The organism is Butyrivibrio sp. NC3005, assembly GCF_000424545.1.
In the GTDB taxonomy this organism is placed as follows: domain Bacteria; phylum Bacillota; class Clostridia; order Lachnospirales; family Lachnospiraceae; genus Butyrivibrio.
This window is the reverse complement of the sequence record NZ_AUKC01000058.1, coordinates 1-17,938: the sequence shown is the minus strand read 5'-3', so window position 1 is coordinate 17,938 and position 17,938 is coordinate 1. Positions and strand designations below refer to the sequence as shown.

The 17,938-nt window shown below is 36.8% G+C and carries 16 protein-coding genes and 1 riboswitch; of the genes, 13 read left to right on the top strand and 3 right to left on the bottom strand.

The window, feature by feature from the left end; genetic code table 11:
- Positions 1-126 precede the first annotated feature (126 nt).
- Together G634_RS20490 and G634_RS19300 are read right to left on the bottom strand one after the other, a co-directional pair.
- On the bottom strand, positions 127-1,959 hold the full coding sequence (locus tag G634_RS20490) for a DUF3048 domain-containing protein (protein ID WP_051234011.1): 1,833 nt from the start codon (positions 1,957-1,959) through the stop codon (positions 127-129).
- A 13-nt stretch (positions 1,960-1,972) separates the two neighbouring features.
- Entirely contained in the window at positions 1,973-3,793 is a 1,821-nt protein-coding gene (locus G634_RS19300; protein WP_155830596.1) for a glycoside hydrolase family 25 protein, read from the bottom strand.
- A 305-nt stretch (positions 3,794-4,098) separates the two neighbouring features.
- Between G634_RS19300 and sdaAB the strand changes: the two genes are divergently transcribed.
- The 6 genes from sdaAB (at position 4,099) to G634_RS0113470 (ending at position 11,177) form a co-directional block, all read left to right on the top strand.
- Complete coding sequence (sdaAB, locus tag G634_RS0113495; protein WP_026505728.1) at positions 4,099-4,770, top strand: L-serine ammonia-lyase, iron-sulfur-dependent subunit beta; 672 nt, start codon at positions 4,099-4,101, stop codon at positions 4,768-4,770.
- A 47-nt stretch (positions 4,771-4,817) separates the two neighbouring features.
- Positions 4,818-5,678 carry an L-serine ammonia-lyase, iron-sulfur-dependent, subunit alpha gene (sdaAA, locus tag G634_RS0113490; RefSeq protein WP_026505727.1) on the top strand — a complete coding sequence of 287 codons (861 nt, stop codon included), beginning with the start codon at positions 4,818-4,820 and terminating at the stop codon, positions 5,676-5,678.
- 121 nt (positions 5,679-5,799) lie between these two features.
- A complete protein-coding gene (locus tag G634_RS0113485; RefSeq protein WP_026505726.1) occupies positions 5,800-7,458 on the top strand; it encodes a SulP family inorganic anion transporter in 1,659 nt (552 codons plus the stop codon).
- Between the two features lie 92 nt (positions 7,459-7,550).
- Positions 7,551-7,764, top strand: a riboswitch (cobalamin riboswitch).
- Between the two features lie 124 nt (positions 7,765-7,888).
- Positions 7,889-8,983 carry an ABC transporter substrate-binding protein gene (locus G634_RS19290; protein WP_155830595.1) on the top strand — a complete coding sequence of 365 codons (1,095 nt, stop codon included), beginning with the start codon at positions 7,889-7,891 and terminating at the stop codon, positions 8,981-8,983.
- 157 nt (positions 8,984-9,140) lie between these two features.
- Positions 9,141-10,232 (top strand): FecCD family ABC transporter permease, encoded by a 1,092-nt coding sequence (locus G634_RS0113475; protein ID WP_081676635.1) that lies wholly within the window; start codon positions 9,141-9,143, stop codon positions 10,230-10,232.
- Between the two features lie 117 nt (positions 10,233-10,349).
- Positions 10,350-11,177, top strand: a complete 828-nt coding sequence (locus tag G634_RS0113470; protein WP_081676634.1) for an ABC transporter ATP-binding protein — start codon at positions 10,350-10,352, stop codon at positions 11,175-11,177.
- Positions 11,178-11,424: 247 nt separating this feature from the next.
- On the opposite strand, the gene G634_RS0113460 is transcribed toward G634_RS0113470, so the two are convergent.
- Entirely contained in the window at positions 11,425-12,444 is a 1,020-nt protein-coding gene (locus G634_RS0113460; RefSeq protein WP_026505722.1) for a glycosyltransferase family 2 protein, read from the bottom strand.
- A gap of 342 nt (positions 12,445-12,786) precedes the next feature.
- Here G634_RS0113460 and thrH point away from each other — a divergent pair, with 342 nt between their 5' ends.
- The 7 genes from thrH to G634_RS0113425 all read left to right on the top strand — a co-directional run.
- Positions 12,787-13,392 carry a bifunctional phosphoserine phosphatase/homoserine phosphotransferase ThrH gene (gene thrH / locus G634_RS0113455; protein WP_026505721.1) on the top strand — a complete coding sequence of 202 codons (606 nt, stop codon included), beginning with the start codon at positions 12,787-12,789 and terminating at the stop codon, positions 13,390-13,392.
- Positions 13,393-13,600: 208 nt separating this feature from the next.
- Positions 13,601-14,644: an ABC transporter substrate-binding protein gene (locus G634_RS0113450; RefSeq protein ID WP_026505720.1), complete on the top strand. Its 1,044-nt coding sequence runs from the start codon at positions 13,601-13,603 to the stop codon at positions 14,642-14,644.
- Positions 14,645-14,653: 9 nt separating this feature from the next.
- Positions 14,654-15,670, top strand: coding sequence for an ABC transporter permease (locus tag G634_RS19285; protein ID WP_051234004.1), 1,017 nt, complete (start codon positions 14,654-14,656; stop codon positions 15,668-15,670).
- A gap of 11 nt (positions 15,671-15,681) precedes the next feature.
- Positions 15,682-16,479, top strand: coding sequence for an ABC transporter ATP-binding protein (locus G634_RS0113440; protein WP_026505719.1), 798 nt, complete (start codon positions 15,682-15,684; stop codon positions 16,477-16,479).
- Positions 16,480-16,729: 250 nt separating this feature from the next.
- Positions 16,730-17,263 (top strand): DUF2975 domain-containing protein, encoded by a 534-nt coding sequence (locus G634_RS0113435; protein ID WP_026505718.1) that lies wholly within the window; start codon positions 16,730-16,732, stop codon positions 17,261-17,263.
- A gap of 12 nt (positions 17,264-17,275) precedes the next feature.
- Positions 17,276-17,500 carry a helix-turn-helix domain-containing protein gene (locus tag G634_RS0113430; RefSeq protein WP_026505717.1) on the top strand — a complete coding sequence of 75 codons (225 nt, stop codon included), beginning with the start codon at positions 17,276-17,278 and terminating at the stop codon, positions 17,498-17,500.
- 178 nt (positions 17,501-17,678) lie between these two features.
- Positions 17,679-17,938, top strand: a 260-nt coding sequence (locus G634_RS0113425) for a MerR family transcriptional regulator (RefSeq protein WP_035800119.1), incomplete at its 3' end; no start/stop codon positions are given.

Genomic DNA, 17,938 nt, shown 5'->3' with positions numbered 1-17,938 from the left:
CAGACCAAAATTTGTCGTTAAGACAAATTTTGTCCTGCAAAGCAGGATTCTTGCTGATGATTATCCTAAATCTCAGCAAGAAGTCATGACTTCTTGTCACTTATATTCAGAAACTCGCAGTTGATTTTACTTGAAAATCACTTTCTTGCCTTCCTGGGCAACTGCAATGTAAGTTTTTCCAGGGTTAAGTTCGATTTCCATTCCGTTGTCATCAAAATATTTAGTAGGTTCATAGGCGTCTGATTTGAACCAGGTTACATGGATGCATTTTCCTTTTGTAAAGTAGTAGCCATCTCTTGTTGAATCGAGCATGTTGAATCCCAAATAACCTTTTTTGTCCATCTTTTTCCAGCTGGTATTCTGAACCAGAACATTTGTAAACCTTAATTGTGTACCTGTAAGTGCATCAACCTGTGCTTTTCCATGCAGGTACTTTTTATAGGTACCTGTTGCAGCATCATAGGTAAGCTTTGACTTGGTATAGCTGAACACATTACTTAAATCAATTGTATTAGCAGTCTGAGCATTTGGATACTGTGAAAGGTTGTTTGTTGTTTTACTGAATGTAAAGTGTTTTGGATTATATAATCCGCTTCTAAGACTCTGGCTGTATCCAAGTTTTCTGCAGGCTTTTTTGATTCCTTCTGCAGAGATATATGCGTTATGAGGTGCTTTTCTGTCGTTTGTTCTAAAGAAATATCCGGCTCCCGGAGCTGCACCGCCTGTTCCCCATTCGTAGGTTCCTGAGATGTTATTCATATCAGGAGAATCGATAGTTCCTTTGAGGTAGAATACACCTCCAAAGTGAACAAGGAGAGCATCCCATTCTCTTGAAGCATAGGTATAGTAGAGTCTGGTACTTCTGAGGTTTCCAATTCTCTTTAAATTCTGCCAATCGTTAATAATAGCCATCTGACGGCTGATGTTGCCTTCTTCCATGATTTCATAAAGGATATCAGCATTTCCAATTCCGTAGGAAGGCTGGGCAGCTGCATCTGTTGGCATCATGACAGCGAGTGGTCTCTGGTTTGCAAGTTTGCTTGTAGTAGGAAGACCTGTGTAGACACTTACAAGTGATGTTTCGTTATAAGTTCCGTTACTTGTAGGGGCCTTTTTATTGGAATTCAAATCTGCAGAAGCATCTTTATCATCATCATATTTGTAGTGACCAAGGAAAAGTCCATAATAGTTAGCAAGGCTATAGCTGTAAACGGCAAGAGGGGCAGTAGCTCCCTTTTTTTGTGATTTCCAAAGTTCAGAAGAAAGAATCTCGTTCTGGAGGTTCTGATCTATTGCAGCCTTATATGCGTGTACATCGAAAGCTTCATTTCCTCGTCTTCCCTGATTGATACCAACTTCTACAAAGTGCTTTAAGAGTTTAGCTGGATCATTTCCGATTTCAGCTTGAAGATCAGGGTTGTTGTTATAGTAGTAAGAAGCATCGAATACTTGTGAATAATCTCTTCCATTGTAGGTTGTTGCTGTAACTTCTGCTTCAGGATGTCCCTTTATGTAAGGATTCTTCATACAATCTGTAAGTATGTTATAGAAGCCGTCTTTTTGACCTTCTTTTTTCTGAAGGTATTCCTTGGTATAGGCATCAAGCTGCTTATAACTGTAGGTGTATCCGTTATCAAGCATCATTTCAAGACTTCTATACGCATTTTTTACTAGATTAAGTGAAAGCTTTTCCTGGCCATATTCTTTTTCAGATGCAAATGTCCAGAATGTGTTTTCGACCTGTGTGAGGTAAAGTGGTGACCAGTCTGAAATGTTTTTTATTTTGGCTTTTTTCTTCATTTCAGAAGTGCTGGTAAATGTTGTGTTTCGGATTATTGTGCCTTCACTGGATTCTTCTGCACTGCTTATAAAAACAGGTGAAAAGAATACTGAAGAAATAACAATACTGAGAATTAAAACAATGTTTAATACTCTTTTTTTGAGTGAATATTTTTTCACTTTAATCTCCCTTCTATTGGTTTACAGAAACAAGGTAACTACTTACACAATAGAGCGTTTGGCCATTGTAAACTACCTTGCTCCATCCCAAATCTTTATTTATTCCTATTCTGTTTAAAACAGTTCCGTTAGAAACTGTGCAAACAACAACGCAATCGCTTCTAGTAACAGAAGGCAGGCTTCTAAGATTTATAGTGTTCTTAGGAGTAACCTGCTCATTACAGTTCTCAAAAGGTGTCTGAACATTCTGAGCGCTGGATGTATCAGTTTGATTTGTTTGATCGCTATTCTGAGTGCCAGCCCCGGAATTGTCTGCCCCTGTGGTTCCTTCATTAGAGTCCTTTTTGTAATTAAGGTCTGTTGTAAGGTAACTGCTTACGCAGTAAAGAGTCTGATTATTGTAAACTATTCTGCTCCATCCGGTAATATTGCTATATCCTGTTCTTGTGGCAACAGTTCCATTTGGAAGCTGTGTTACGACCTGGCTGCTAGAAGAAGTGCTGGGTCTGTCTCTTAGGTTTACAAGAGTCTTTGCAGTAACACTTTCATTCACATCGGTAAAGGTCATGCCTGACTCCATATTTGCAGAAACTTCTGTTGCAGAAGATGCATTTTTGGCATTATTTGTTCCTGAATATCCAAAATACGCAATATCAACATCCACCTTGGAGTCTATACCATCTACAGTTCCCTTGGCAGTATACTGCCACATAGCAAAGCTTCCGGAATATTTTGGTGAAGTTACCTTTGAATCTGATGGATAGTAGGCAACCCATATTTTATTATTTGCAGAAAGCGTATTTGCATTCCAGTCTCTATTATCTTTTAGCTCATTTACAGAGGCATAGAACATGGATTTATATCCTGCATTTCGTATTGTATCAAGGAAACTTACTGCAAATGAAGTTCTGTCATCTACTGAAATTCCGTACTGTCTGCTGCTTTCCTTGCTATAACCTTCGCAGTTGTAGGCTACAGGATATGTTATAGAATAACCGTCAATAAGTTTCAAGACAAAATTTGCCTCTTCTATGGCTTCGTCTTTACTGATTGCTCTTGAGAAAAAATAAGCTCCGACTTTTATTCCGTTCTTTGTGGCTTCCTGAAGGTTGTATCTTCCGTTAACATCTTCTATAATCTCGCCCTGATTATTGCGGTATCCAACCCTTATGATAGCGAAATTAGTGCCTGTTGCTGCGACTTTTTTCCAGTTGATAACACCTTGGTAGCTGGATACATCAATTCCGTAGGTTGCATTGGTTGTTTCAAATGCTGAATTTTGCGCTTTGTCAGTATCAGAATTGTCATTAGAATTACTTGAAGATGCATTTGAGTTACTGCTCTTTTTGGTAAGTGCATTTGACATGTTTACTTCTGTACCGGCGGAGTTTGTAGGTGCCTGCTGCATGGAGTTGTCCTCTGCTTTGGCGTTTTTATCAACTTTTGCACTTTTTACTACAGCAGGTTTACCTGCAATTTTGAATACACTTCCGGCTGTTGAAGCGGAACCCTTTACTGTGAATGTGGAAGTTGACAATTCAGAGGATGCGTTATCTGATGCCTGCATGGTAGAATCTATATTTGCTAAAGACTCTGCTTCTGCGTTTGAATCAGGTGATAAGCTGGTAAAAGTAGTAGCAGCATTATCTGTTTCGTTAGATGCTCCATTACCAGATACACTGCTTTCTATTGGGGTAGCACTTACTCCGCTTGGGACAACTTCTTTTGATTTATTACTGCATCCACCTAGTGGTAGCATGCATAAACATATGATGAGAAAAAGCGCAGAAATTCGCCTTGCATTTTTGGGATTAGTTGGTGCGTTGACTGACATATAATTCCTTTCATTGTATTCGATAATTTATAATCAAAAGTAATTTTGGACAAGATGATATACGGAGCATAAAAACAAAAAGTTAAACATACAAGCATATAATTTTATTTTTTGCGCCCATATCATCTTATTATACTACGTAAACCCTTAAGCGAAACCAAAAAATATACAATTGGTTAATTGTTTGTTTATTTTAAAGTAAAATGTTGTTATTAATTGGCGTTTTCCAAAATCAGATGATATAATCTCGATATAACAATATGCGATGGAGCAGGTAAATCTGCTCCTTTTTTTGTGAGGGCGAGATGAATATATTTGATATTATTGGACCTATAATGGTCGGACCATCAAGTTCACATACAGCAGGTGCAGTCAAGATAGGACGAGTTGCACGAAGACTTATGGATGAAGATGTTAAAGAGGCTAGGATTCTTTTTCATGGCTCTTTTTGGACAACAGGAAAAGGACATGGAACAGACTGTGCTATTGTAGCAGGTCTTCTAGGATTAAATGTTGATGATGACAGGATTCCTTTGTCTTTTGATTTGGCTAAAGAAAAGAAAATGACCATTAGTTTTGACAAAATAGACTTGGGAGAGAATGCGCATCCAAATTCTACGAAGCTTATTTTAAAAGGTATTTCGGGAAAAGAACTTGAAGTAGTGGCATCTAGTATAGGCGGCGGAAGGATAATGGTTAACGAATTAGATGGTCTTACTGCAAATTTCAGCGGAGATTATCCGACGCTTATAGTCCACAACTTGGATCAGCCTGGACATGTGGCAGAAGTGACCAGTATGCTGCAGCATAAATCTATAAATATTGCGACTATGCAGCTTTATAGAAGTGGTAGAGGTGCACATGCCGTTATGATAGTAGAATGCGATCAGGAAGTACCAAAATCCTCGATACACTGGCTTGAACATCTTGAAGGAATAGAGAAGGTGACTTATTATTCCAGCCAGACAGAAATCTGATGATAAAACTTACTGTGATATATGTACGGATTAGTTGGAGATAAAAAATGTACGATTCAATAAATAAATTGATAGAAGACAGTCAGAAAATGAACCTTCCATTATGGAAAGTGATTCAAAAAGAAGACTGTCATGAGGAGAATATTTCTGAAGAAGAATCATTTTCTCTTATGAAAAAAATGTATGAAGCAATGAAGAGCAGTGAAAAGTCATATAATCCTAAGCTTCGTTCAAGAAGCGGGCTTGTTGGAGGAGAAGCTGGCAAAATTGAAAAAAGGCGTATGAATCGTGAACTTCTTGTTGGGGATTTTATGGGACGAATCATGGAGAAAGCTTTAAAAATTGCTGAGTCAAATGCATGCATGAAGCGAATAGTGGCTTGTCCTACAGCAGGATCTTGTGGCGTACTTCCTGCTGTTTTGTTAACACTTCAGGAAGAATATAACTACACAGATGAAGATATGACAAAGGCTTTGTATATTGCAGCTGGGATAGGCGGAGTTATAGCCAAAAGAGCCTCGCTTTCGGGAGCAGAAGGCGGATGTCAGGCAGAGATTGGATCAGCAAGTGCAATGGCAGCAGGTGCAGTGGCTTTTTTGAAGAATGGCTCAAACGATGATATAGCAAATGCGTCGGCGCTTGCCCTCAAAAGCCTTCTGGGTCTTGCCTGTGACCCTGTTGCAGGTCTTGTAGAAGTTCCTTGTGTAAAAAGAAATGTGGTAGGTGCACTAAATGCAATATCTTCAGCAGACATGGCGCTTGCTGGGATAACTTCCAGGATTCCGGCAGATGAAGTGTTCGATGCAATGAAGCTTATAGGTCATTGTATGAGCAGTGAAATAAGAGAAACCGGTAAAGGCGGACTGGCAGTTACTCCTCAGGGTGAGAAAATAAGAAAAGAATTATAATAAAAAATAATTGAAAAGTGACGATATTAGGTTTAGAATATTTTACTGTTTGGTCAAAGATAAATCTATTGTATTAAAAGTGATCCAGGCGAATAAAGTTTACAAAGAAAAGGATAGGTAAATGGAAAACGAGAAACTAAAACCAATGTTGTTTACTTCAATGAAAGGGTATAATGCAAAGCAGTTTACAACTGATGTAATAGCAGGAATAATAGTAGCTATTATAGCTTTGCCGCTTTCTATTGCGCTTGCGCTTGCTTCAGGTGTTGGTCCTGAGGAGGGTTTATATACAGCTATTGTAGCTGGATTTATTATTTCTTTTCTTGGAGGAAGCAGAGTTCAGATTGCTGGACCTACTGCTGCGTTTGCGACTATTGTTGCAGGAATTGTAGCCAGCAAAGGAATGGATGGACTTGCTATTGCTACGATAATTGCAGGTATTTTACTTGTATTAATGGGTTTGTTCAGATTGGGATCACTTATTAAGTTTATTCCATATACTATTACGACAGGGTTTACAGCAGGTATTGCGCTGACTATTCTCATTGGTCAGATAAAAGATTTTCTGGGACTTTCTTTTCCTAAGGGAACAGTAACCATTGAAACTTCTGATAAAGTTATAGCAATATTGAAGAATATTGGAACGTTAAATTTAAGTGCACTTATAGTAGGTGTTATATGTCTTCTTATCCAGATTTTTTGGCCTAAGATAAATGATAAGATACCTGGCTCACTTATAGCGGTATTTGCAGGAATCCTCATGGTTAAAGGATTGGGACTTAAGGTTAATACAATTGGAGATTTATATACTATAAAGGGAAATCTTCCGGCATTTAGACTTCCACAGTTTGATTTCGAAACCATTAAACTTTCTTTAAGTGATGGATTTACAATAGCTATTCTTGCTGCTATTGAATCTCTTTTATCATGTGTAGTTGCTGATAGTATGATAGATTCAAAACATCGTTCCAATATGGAGCTTGTAGCTCAGGGATTTGGAAATATTGGTTCAGCCTTGTTTGGAGGAATCCCTGCAACAGGTGCAATTGCCAGAACAGCAGCTAATATAAAAAACGGGGGAAGAACTCCTATAGCAGGAATTGTTCACTCAATCTGCCTTGTACTCGTACTGGTAGTATTAATGCCATATGCAGCACTTATTCCAATGCCAACAATCGCTTCTATTTTGTTCATGGTAGCCTACAATATGTGTCAGTGGAGAACATTTACACATTTATGCAAAACTGCTCCAAAGAGCGATATCATCGTATTGGTGCTTACTTTTGTACTGACTGTTGTATTCGATCTTGTAGTTGCAATTGAAGTAGGAATGGTTCTGGCATGTATCTTGTTCATGAAGAGAATGAGTGAAGAATCCAGAATACTTGGATGGAAGTATTATGATCCTGAAAATGATCCAGATGGACTTGAACTTAAAAATGTACCAAAGCATGTGCGTGTATATGAAATTACAGGACCTATGTTCTTTGGAGATGCAGACAGAATAGCGGAAATCGGATTTAAAGATTTTACAAAGGTACTTGTTATAAGAATGAGAGGTGTACCTGCAATCGACGCTACTGCAATGCATTCTTTCGAGCAACTCTATGAAAGATGTAATAAGAAGAATATTCAGCTTGTATTTTCTCATGTAAATGAGCAGCCTATGGTTACAATGAAAAAAGCCGGTTTCGTTGAACTTGTAGGTAAAGAACACTTTAAACCTCATATCGAGGAAGCTTTGAAACATGCCGGTGAAATTGTTACAAAAACAAACTAAAGATATGAATACATAAATAAATGATCTATTAAAAAGTGCTGTAATGGGTTTGCCAAATTTTCAAAGGTATGATAATCTGTTTGCAGTTTAATGGAACATAAATGTAGACTGGTTTTTGCTACCGCTATCCGGCGGCAGCAAAACTAATAGGGAATCAGGTGCAAATCCTGAACAGTGCCGCTACTGTATGTGAAAATCAAAAAATCCTTTTTTCACTGGATATGGAAAGAGATTTTTTCTTGGGCAATTTTACAATTTTTTGCCGGTTTTCTAAAGTCAGATACCTGCCAGTTTATAAAGGCAATGATACTTCTCCGCGACCAGAGAAGCGCCGTAATGCTTTATCTTTTGTATAAGGATAAGGCTTTGTTTGGTGTTTTCTTCTTTATCTGGCAAGAGAGGTTATCTGCCAGGAAAGGGAGAAAATATTATGAAAAAGAAATTTCTAGCAACGATTCTTACTGTATCTACAGCGCTTTCACTTATTACTGGATGTAGTAAAGATTCCAAAACAGAAAGCAGTGCAAGTGATTCTCAAAGTGTTGAAAACAAGGATGAAAACGCAGAAAACAAGGATGCAAACGCAGAAGAAAGCGCATCTAACGATGATGCAAAATCTTCTGAAGAAAATGTAACAGGTGCGGTTCCTTCTAAAGACCTTGCAGGAAATGACATTAAAGTTCCTGAAGAAGTTACAACTATTGTATCTATGGCACCTTCTACAACACGTCTTCTTGTAGATCTTGGACTTGGTGACAAGATTGTAGCCTGCGATACATATTCTCAGCAGTATTATGGAACTGAACTTAGTAAGGATATTCCAGCATATGATATGATGGCTCCAGATCAGGAGGCTATCGTAGCACTTTCTCCAGATATTATTTTCACAACAGGAATGAGCTATTCCAAGGGCGAAGATGTTTACAGTTCTGTTCGCGACTCTGGAGTATGCCTTGCAGATATTCCTACAGCAACTTCTATCAAAGAAATTGAAGATAGCATCGAGTTTATTGGTAACTGTACAGGTAAGTCCACTGAGGCTGAGAAAATTGTTAAAGATATGAGCGATGCAATCTCTGAAATTTCAGAAAAAGCAAAGTCAATTTCTGATAGTGACAAAAAGAGCGTTCTTTATGAGCTTAGCACACCTACACCTGACTATCCTTCCATTTACAGCGCAGGAAAAGGAACATATATTGATGAAATCTTCACATTAGTTGGTGCAAAGAATGTCGCAGGAGAGTCAGAACAGTGGCCTTCTTTCACAGAAGAAGCAGCAATTGCATTTAATCCTGACGTTATTATTACAACAGATTCATATACACCTGATGTAGTAAAAACACTCATTTCTCTTCAGGGATGGGAAAATGTAAATGCGATTAAAAACAAAGACGTATATCTTCTTGCAATGAGCAATGAAATCAATCAGCCAAATCAGCATGTTGTAAGTGCTATGATTGAAATTGCAAAAGATATTTACCCTGATGTTTATAAGGATGTAAAAGATCCGTTTGCAGCAAAATAAAAACCTATATTTTATAAAAACAATAGTTAATAATGAGTTTATAGCGAATTTTCGGCAAATGTCAACAAGCAAAGGCCGGGAATTCGCTTGTTTTTTTGTTCCTTCAAAGTGATATTATATAAGTAAAAATTTAATATTTAAGAACGGAAATACAATTATGAGAAATGAAGAAAACACTAAGTATTTAAAAAATAAAAGTATGATAAATCGTAGTAGAAACATGATTTTGGCATGTTTTGTCATATTGTTTACCATTTTTTCAGTGGCATTGTGTATAGGAATAGGCTCTGTAAATGTGAATGTAGGCGATGTACTTACTATTATAGGGTGCAAAGTGATGGGCATAGATATACCTCATTCAATAGATTCGTCACTTGTTTCTATTTTGTGGACAATTCGAATGCCACGTGTCTTTATGGCTTTTTGCGTAGGGGGAGCACTTGCTTTATCAGGAGCTGTTATGCAGGCAGTATTGCAGAATCCATTGGCTTCTTCGTATACACTTGGAGTATCAAGCGGAGCATGCCTAGGAGCAGCTATTATAATCGTAACAGAGTTTACAATAAAGGCGTTGGGGTATTTTCTGCTTCCAACATTCGGATTTATATTCGGTTTTGTAACTGTGTTGGCAGTTCTGGCGTTTTCTGTGAAGATAGATTCCAATTTACATAGTCATACAGTGATACTTATGGGAATGGTAGTATCTTTATTTGTAAACGCATTACTAACACTTGTTAGCGCCTTTGCAGGCGAACATTCTCAGAAACTTTTGATGTGGCAGATGGGTTCGTTTTCAGGACGAAGGTGGTATCACGTCGAAGTATTATTTCCTATATGCATTATATGTTTAATCGTTTTAGTATTACTATCTAGTTCACTTGATGTGCTGTCTTTTGGAGATGAAGCTGCATATTCAATTGGAGTAGACGTAAAGAAATGCAAGAAAATACTGTTTTTGACCGCCTCATTACTTACAGGAGTATCTGTGTGCTTTTCGGGAACAATAGGCTTTGTAGACCTTATCGTTGCTCATATAGTAAGGAGAATATTTGGATCATCACATAGAATTGTACTTCCTATGACGTTTTTTCTAGGTGGTTCATTCATGGCTATCTGTGATATGGTTGCAAGAACACTTCTTTCTCCAAGAGAACTCCCTGTTGGCGCAGTGACAGCACTTATTGGAGCACCGTTTTTCATCTGGATATATCTTAGAGGAAGAAATAATAATAGAAATATTAGAAAATAGAAAATAATAAACCAAAGAATCAAAAATGAAAAAGGATAAGAAAAAACAACTTCTATTTTGAAAAAAGCCTTAAAAGTAACAATTGATATACAAAACAAGTAGAGGAAAACAATTGCTATGAAAATAAATACACAGCAGCTGGCCGTATCTGTGACAAATTTGTCATCAGGATATGGTGATAAAAAGGATATTATTAAGCATCCAGAGAGAAATATAATACATGATATATCGTTTTCAATAGCGCAGGGAAGTTCCGTAAGTATATTAGGATCAAATGGATGCGGAAAAACAACATTACTAAGAAGCCTTAGCAGACTTTTGCCATATACTGGAAAAGTAGAGATATTTGGACATGATATAGCGAAAATGAAAAGAAAAGAAATAGCATCCTACGTAGCAATGATGTCTCAACTTCAAGATGTGTATTTTTCTTATACGATTAAAGAAACAGTCGAAATGGGAAGGTACATTCGCGGTGGTATAAAAAATACACATGATATCGAAATGGTAGATAGATGCTTGGAAATGACGGGACTTTCAGGTATATATAATAAGCAGATTAATCAGTTATCAGGCGGTCAGTTACAAAGAGTATTCCTAGCAAGAACTATAGCTCAGGAAACACCAGTTATTTTATTAGACGAGCCAACAAACCATTTGGATTTAAAATATCAATCGGAACTATTAGAGTATTTGCAGAGGTGGTCCAGAGAAAAAACTGTTATGCCAGATGGACAGGTTTATAAGAATACACTTATAGGAGTATTTCATGATATAGGTCTTGCTGCAAAGCTTTCCAAGCATATGATATTTATGAAAGACGGGCAAATAATCGCTGATGGGCAGAAGAAAGAAGTATTTACTTCAGAAATTCTAAAAAAAACATACGATATTGATGTTGCAGCATATATGAACGAGCAAAAAAAGATTTGGGAGAACGTCTAAAAAATGTAAACTGTGTAGCTTTGTGAGTAAGAAGTGAATAATTCAAAAATGATTATCGAAATATGGAGATGATTCTTTTTTGGTTAATCCTGATAAGGGTTTAGCTAGAAAACCAATAAATGAGTATCAGCAAGATGGAAGAATTTATCGCATATATAGACCGGATGATAATGAGGATAAAGTACGAACTTTTCATTTCTGTACTAACGCCTCCAATAAAAAACAGGAGACGTTAGTAAGTGACATATTAATTAAATCCAAATAGTTTTTGAGCAAGTGAATAGATACCAACCTGTATAGCTCTTCCTGTTTTTCCTTTTAATCTGAGAACAGGACCGAATACACCTTTCATTATTCTCTTATAGAAAGAAGGATGCTGCTTGCGGATGTAAGCCCACAGCTCTTTCTTTTTTTGTGCATTTTCTTTTGTGCCGGATTTTATTAGCAAAATCGTAGAGATAATTGTGATAATTTCAGCATAGCTGTACATGTATCTTGCAAGGTGTTTGTTGGGAATTGCATTTAAATCTGTATTGTCTAGCATGAGTTTATTTACTCGTATCTGCTGGTCGATTCTAGAAATCATGACTGACTCCTGAACAGACTGATCATCACGCCCGATAAAATAGTGATAAAAATCTGTGTCTGTGTAATACAGATTTTTAACATATGGAAGTGGCTGGTAAACATACAGATTATCTACATAAAATGTGTGCTCTGGAAGATTTAATCCGCAATCTCTAAGAACCTTGGTACGATAAATTGCAGCATGCATAAGAATGTACTGGCCCTTTTTGAATCGTCTTGCCTCATCCCATGTAATGATTTTATCTGTAGGAAGTGCGTGGGTATACTTAATAACTTTTTTGTGTTTTACACCAACTTTGTCATAAACATAATTAGATACAAGAAGATCTACGTCTTCTTTCATCTTAAGAAATCCATCAAGAAGCTCTAAAATCTTATGAAGCGCATTAGTATCAACCCAGTCATCAGAGTCAACAACTTTGAAATAAGGAGCTGTGGCGTTTTTTATACCTGTCATAACAGCGCCGCCATGACCTTTATTCTCCTGATGAATAGCGCGAACAATATCAGGATGCTCGCTTTCAAGTCTTTTAGCTATTTCTAGAGTATTATCTTTGGAACCATCATCAATGATAAGAATTTCAATGCGGTTTCCACCGGTTAAAAGTGTATTAACGCAGTGTTCCATATAATCCTGTGAGTTATAACAAGGAATGGCTACACTAAGTAATTTATTCATTAATTTGTCCTCTCTTTTTCATACGATTTTTCAAAGGTATATAGCCTTTGCCCCACAAAATATCATACCATGACTAAAAAAACAGTCAAGCTAGCAAAAAGAGTCCCCATCTGCAGGACAGACAGGGACTCGGAGAAGGGAATATATAAGTCAACTACTACGTTTAGTAAAACGCAGCATTAACTTTACTATATCTGACGTTTACTATATCGGAATCTTTTTCGAAAAAATTAATAGTCATCTGGTAATCAAGAAGAGTTTTGACCTTTTTGAGACTATGCCATATACTAAAAGATATTGTGTAAATATTTTAATCGTTGTGACAAAAAAGGGAGAGGAAAAATGTATATTACATGTTTGGATCTAGAGGGTGTGTTGGTTCCAGAAATCTGGATTGCATTTTCAAAGGCTAGTGGAATACCAGAACTAAAGAAAACTACAAGAGATGAACCAGATTATGACAAGCTCATGAAGTGGAGACTTGGAATATTGAAAGAGCATGGTCTTGGACTTAAAGAAATCCAGGAAACTATTGCAACAATTGATCCTATGCCGGGAGCAAAAGAGTTTTTGGATGAACTTAGATCACTTACTCAGGTAATCATTATTTCTGATACATTTCAGGAATTTGCTACACCTCTTATGAAGAAACTTGGATGGCCTACAATCTTTTGCAATAGTCTCGAGGTAGCTGAAAATGGTGAAATTACAGGCTATAAGATGCGCTGTGAAAAGAGTAAATTGACTACAGTTAAAGCACTTCAGTCTATCGGATATGAAACAATTGCAAGCGGTGATAGTTACAATGATTTGGGAATGATTCAGGCATCAAAGGCTGGATTCTTGTTCCGTTCTACACAGAAAATTAAAGATGATTATCCAGAACTTCCAGCATTTGAAAGCTATGATGAGCTTCTTGATGCTATAAAGAAGGAAATAAGGGATTAATCTACGATTACTTATTTGAAATTTAAGCTACCGGGAAATGATTTATGATTTGCATTTTCTGGTAGCTTTTTTGTTATCCTTTCACTTGATTTTTTTTATGCTATAAACTACAATTAAACAAATAGGTTTTAATGGTGCAAAGCGTCACAGTAATAAATATTGATTGTCTGGCTAAGGTCATATGCCAGGCTAGCAGGAGGGTTGTATTATGAAAAATAATTTTTGTGTGAGAAAACTATTGGCCGTATCTATGTCACTTGCAATGTTGGCGTCCATGTCAGCATGTGGTTCTGCAGGAAAAACCACAGAAGGAAATGCAACAATAAATAATGAAGAAGTTCCAGCATCAGCTTCAGACTCTTCTAAAACAGATGATAAGAAATATACAGTAGGAATTTGTCAGCTTGTTCAGCATCAGGCTCTTGATGCTGCTACAAAAGGATTCAAGGATGCGCTTACAGAGGAATTTGGCGATAAAGTAGTATTTGAAGAGCAGAATGCATCTGGTGACAGTGCCCAGTGTACTACGATATGTACAGGTTTTGCATCTGAGAATGTTGATCTTATTCTCGCAAACGCTACTCCAGCGCTTCAGGCAGCAGCTTCTTCTACTAAGGATATTCCGATTCTTGGAACTTCTATAACAGAGTATGGAGTTGCACTTTCTATCAAGGATTTCAATGGAACAGTTGGAGGCAATATTTCAGGAACATCAGATCTTGCGCCTCTTACAAAGCAGGCTCAGATGGTACAGGAACTTGTTCCGGATGCTAAGAATGTAGGTATTCTTTACTGCTCAGCTGAGGCAAATTCAGAGTATCAGACAAAGGTTGTGAAGAAGGAACTTGAAGATGCAGGTCTTAACGTTTCTGTATATACTTTCTCAGATTCCAATGATGTTGCATCTGTAACTAAAAGTGCATGTGATTCCAATGATGTTATCTATATTCCAACAGATAATACAGCAGCATCCTGTACAGAAGCAATTAACAACGTAGCTACAACAGCAAAGGTTCCGATTGTAACTGGTGAAGAGAATATGTGTAAGGGATGCGGTATTGCAACTCTTTCAATTGATTATTATGAACTTGGAGTAACAACAGGTAAGATGGCAGCTAAGATTCTTAACGGAGAAGACATTTCCAAGATGCCTATCGAGTACTATGAGAATCCTGTAAAGAAGTACAATAAGAAGCTTTGCGACTTATATGGAATTAAGATTCCAGATGGTTACGAAGAAATTAAGGATTAAGGTGAAGCAATGGTTGGATTGGCAGCATATTTTAGTTCGTTGAAATTATCAGGTTTATTGAACAGATTTCCAGATGGTATCTCACAAGGAATTATCTGGGGAGTTATGGCACTTGGAGTATTTATAACATTTCGCCTTCTGAATGAGGCAGATCTTACTGTAGATGGTTCTTTTACCACAGGAGGAGCAGTTACTATAATGCTCCTTTTAAATGGATGGAGTCCTGCATCTGCAATGGCTGTAGCAGTAATCGCTGGACTATTGGCAGGAGCAGTAACTGGAGTTCTTAACGTATGTTTGGGAATTCCGGTTATTCTCTCAGGAATACTGACACAATACGCTTTGTATTCTATTAATCTTGCGATAATGGGAATGAAGGCAAATCAGGCGATAAGTGTAGATTCATATCCTCTTGTGCTATCGTCTAGATTTGTAAGTGAGGCAATTGGAATTGGTGCAGTAATTGCGCTTATACTGATTGCAATTTTATATTTGTACTTTGGAACAGAGCAGGGATCTGCAATTAGAGCAACAGGTTGTAATCAGCAGATGGCAAAGGCAAATGGAATCAACATCAGTGTTACTAAGATTATAGGACTTGCTCTTTCAAACGGAATTATAGCTTTTTCAGGTGGTTTGATGGCACAGTTTCAGGGGTTTGTGGACATCAACATGGGAAGAGGTGCAATTGTAATAGGACTTGCAGCTGTTATCATCGGAGAAGTATTAGGTGATGCTTTATTTGGAAAAAAGATGAATTTTGCAGTTAGACTTTTCTTTATTACTATGGGAGGAGTAATCTACTATCTCGTAGTAGAAGTCGTACTATGGATGAAGCTTAATACTAATTATCTAAAACTTTTGACAGCAGTTATAGTAGCTGTTTTCCTTGCTGTACCATATCTTCAGGGAAAGAGAAAAGCTTCTTTTGCGAAAGCCAAAAAGCGTTCGGCTAAAGAGCTTTCTAGAAATAACATTACAAGGCTTCCGGGGAAGGATAAAGATATGGAAAGGAAGTGCGAATAATGAGAAAAGCAATGCTTGAATTAAGAAATGTGTGCAAGACTTTTAATCCTGGTACAATCAACGAAAAGCACGCTTTAAATGGTATAAACTTAACACTTGAAGAAGGCGATTTTGTAACAGTTATTGGAGGTAATGGAGCAGGTAAATCCACTATGCTCAATGCTGTTGCCGGTGTATGGCCAATTGATGAGGGAAGTATCCTTATAGATGGTATAGATGTAACAGGACTTCCAGATTATAAAAGAGCATCTCTTGTCGGTAGAGTGTTCCAAGATCCAATGACGGGAACAGCAGCGACTATGCAGATCGAAGAAAATATGGCACTTGCAGCAAGGAGAGGCCTTTTCAGAAGTCCGTTTAGAGCTGGAGTATCAAGAAAAGAAAGAGCTATGTTTAAGGAACGTTTGAAGATATTAAATCTTGGACTTGAAGACAGACTAACATCAAAAGTAGGCTTGTTATCAGGTGGTCAAAGACAGGCGCTTACACTTCTAATGGCGACTATGCAGACTCCTAAAGTGTTGCTTTTAGATGAACATACTGCAGCGCTTGATCCAAGAACTGCTGAAAAAGTTCTATCTGCTACAAAGACAGTTGTTGAAAGAGATAATCTGACTACTATCATGATTACTCATAACATGAAAGATGCTATTCACTATGGAAACAGGCTTGTTATGATGAATGAAGGTCAGGTTATATTAGACATCAAAGGTGAAGAAAAGAAAAAGCTTACAGTAGAAGATCTTATCAGCAAATTTGCGAAAGCTTCCGGAGAAGAGTTTGCAGATGATAAAACATTACTCTCGTAAAGACAAGAACAAAATATTTAGAGAAAGCACAAGGCATTTAAAGCTTTGTGCTTTCTTTAATGTTTTATTAAATTATGATAGAAAACTTTAGTGTATTTTAAATATGCAAATAACTAGGATAAAAAAATTATCGTTTAACATTAAAAAGTTATTGACATATATATATTGCAGGGGTAGTATGATATTGACGAAAAAACATTAAATTTATTTATTACTATTTTGGGACTTATTATCTTAGGAGGATAGATATATGAAATCATCAAAGCTTAGAAATTTTACCGCTGTTTTATCCAAAGCAATGGAGTTGTTCTTGTGGGTTATAGATGCAGTTATGGCAGCTGTTATAGTCATACTGATCATTTGCAAGGATAAGATTAAATATGAAACTGTATCTGGTTTTAAATTCAACAATATTGAGATGACTAGAGATAACTATCTGCTTGTTGTATGTCTGTGCCTTGTAATGGCGATTATAGCATTGACAATTGCAGCGCTTATTTTTAGAAGTATTAATCTTATATTCAAGAAGACTAATACAGAGTCGCCTTTTTCTGAAAGCAATGTTAAGCTTATTAGAAGAATTGGTTTTCTTTCAATTCTGATCCCATTTCTCAAGATTGTAACAACTTTGGTTGTAAAAGTTTTCTTTCCTTCGATTACATCAGAATCTATGCCGTTTGATGTTGGAGTAAATGAGTTTATATATGGACTTATTATTCTGTGTCTTTCCGAGTATTTTGCTTATGGTGCTAGTCTTGAAAAAGATGTTAACGGTCTTGTATAAGGAGGGTATTGAATGGGAAAGATAATTTTGGAGCTGGATGTGATGATGGCAAGGCGCCATGTTTCACTCAATGAACTGGCCGAAAATGTTGGAATTTCAAATGTGAATTTATCAAAGATAAAAAATAATAAAGTGAATGCAATAAGATTTTCAACTTTAGCTGGAATATGTAAGGCTCTTGAATGTGAACCTGGAGATATCTTGAAATACGATGAAAATGCTGAAGATGATAATTGAGTAACAGACACAGTATATTGCAGAGAATATTAATGTAAGCGAGTGTTTGGAGCGAACATAGGTGATATATACAAAATCAGGGGTTAATAACTGTCGAATGATACTTATAAAACTATATAAATAGATGTTGACTTTTATAGTTTGCTGATGTATAATAATATTGAAAGGAGCTAGCGCTTTGAGTAAATATTATTCTATACATAAATTTTCAAAGATTATAGGTGTATCTGCGCAGACATTACGAAATTGGGATGCTAACGGAAAACTTCATCCACATCATACTACAGCAAGTGGTTATAGATATTATTCTGATGAACAACTTAACCAAGTAATGAATGTAAAGCCTAAAAATCGTATCACAATTGGATATTGCCGAGTATCGAGTCAAAAACAAAAAGATGACTTAGAGCGGCAAATTGAAAATGTGAGAACGTATCT

What these genes read in the sequence shown, in the direction of transcription:
- G634_RS19300 (WP_155830596.1), bottom strand. Translation starts at nt 3,793, where the DNA reads ATGTCAGTCAACGCACCAACTAATCCCAAAAATGCAAGGCGAATTTCT.
- sdaAB (WP_026505728.1), top strand. Translation starts at nt 4,099, where the DNA reads ATGAATATATTTGATATTATTGGACCTATAATGGTCGGACCATCAAGT.
- sdaAA (WP_026505727.1), top strand. Translation starts at nt 4,818, where the DNA reads ATGTACGATTCAATAAATAAATTGATAGAAGACAGTCAGAAAATGAAC.
- G634_RS0113485 (WP_026505726.1), top strand. Translation starts at nt 5,800, where the DNA reads ATGGAAAACGAGAAACTAAAACCAATGTTGTTTACTTCAATGAAAGGG.
- G634_RS19290 (WP_155830595.1), top strand. Translation starts at nt 7,889, where the DNA reads ATGAAAAAGAAATTTCTAGCAACGATTCTTACTGTATCTACAGCGCTT.
- G634_RS0113475 (WP_081676635.1), top strand. Translation starts at nt 9,141, where the DNA reads ATGAGAAATGAAGAAAACACTAAGTATTTAAAAAATAAAAGTATGATA.
- G634_RS0113470 (WP_081676634.1), top strand. Translation starts at nt 10,350, where the DNA reads ATGAAAATAAATACACAGCAGCTGGCCGTATCTGTGACAAATTTGTCA.
- G634_RS0113460 (WP_026505722.1), bottom strand. Translation starts at nt 12,444, where the DNA reads ATGAATAAATTACTTAGTGTAGCCATTCCTTGTTATAACTCACAGGAT.
- thrH (WP_026505721.1), top strand. Translation starts at nt 12,787, where the DNA reads ATGTATATTACATGTTTGGATCTAGAGGGTGTGTTGGTTCCAGAAATC.
- G634_RS0113450 (WP_026505720.1), top strand. Translation starts at nt 13,601, where the DNA reads ATGAAAAATAATTTTTGTGTGAGAAAACTATTGGCCGTATCTATGTCA.
- G634_RS19285 (WP_051234004.1), top strand. Translation starts at nt 14,654, where the DNA reads ATGGTTGGATTGGCAGCATATTTTAGTTCGTTGAAATTATCAGGTTTA.
- G634_RS0113440 (WP_026505719.1), top strand. Translation starts at nt 15,682, where the DNA reads ATGCTTGAATTAAGAAATGTGTGCAAGACTTTTAATCCTGGTACAATC.
- G634_RS0113435 (WP_026505718.1), top strand. Translation starts at nt 16,730, where the DNA reads ATGAAATCATCAAAGCTTAGAAATTTTACCGCTGTTTTATCCAAAGCA.
- G634_RS0113430 (WP_026505717.1), top strand. Translation starts at nt 17,276, where the DNA reads ATGGGAAAGATAATTTTGGAGCTGGATGTGATGATGGCAAGGCGCCAT.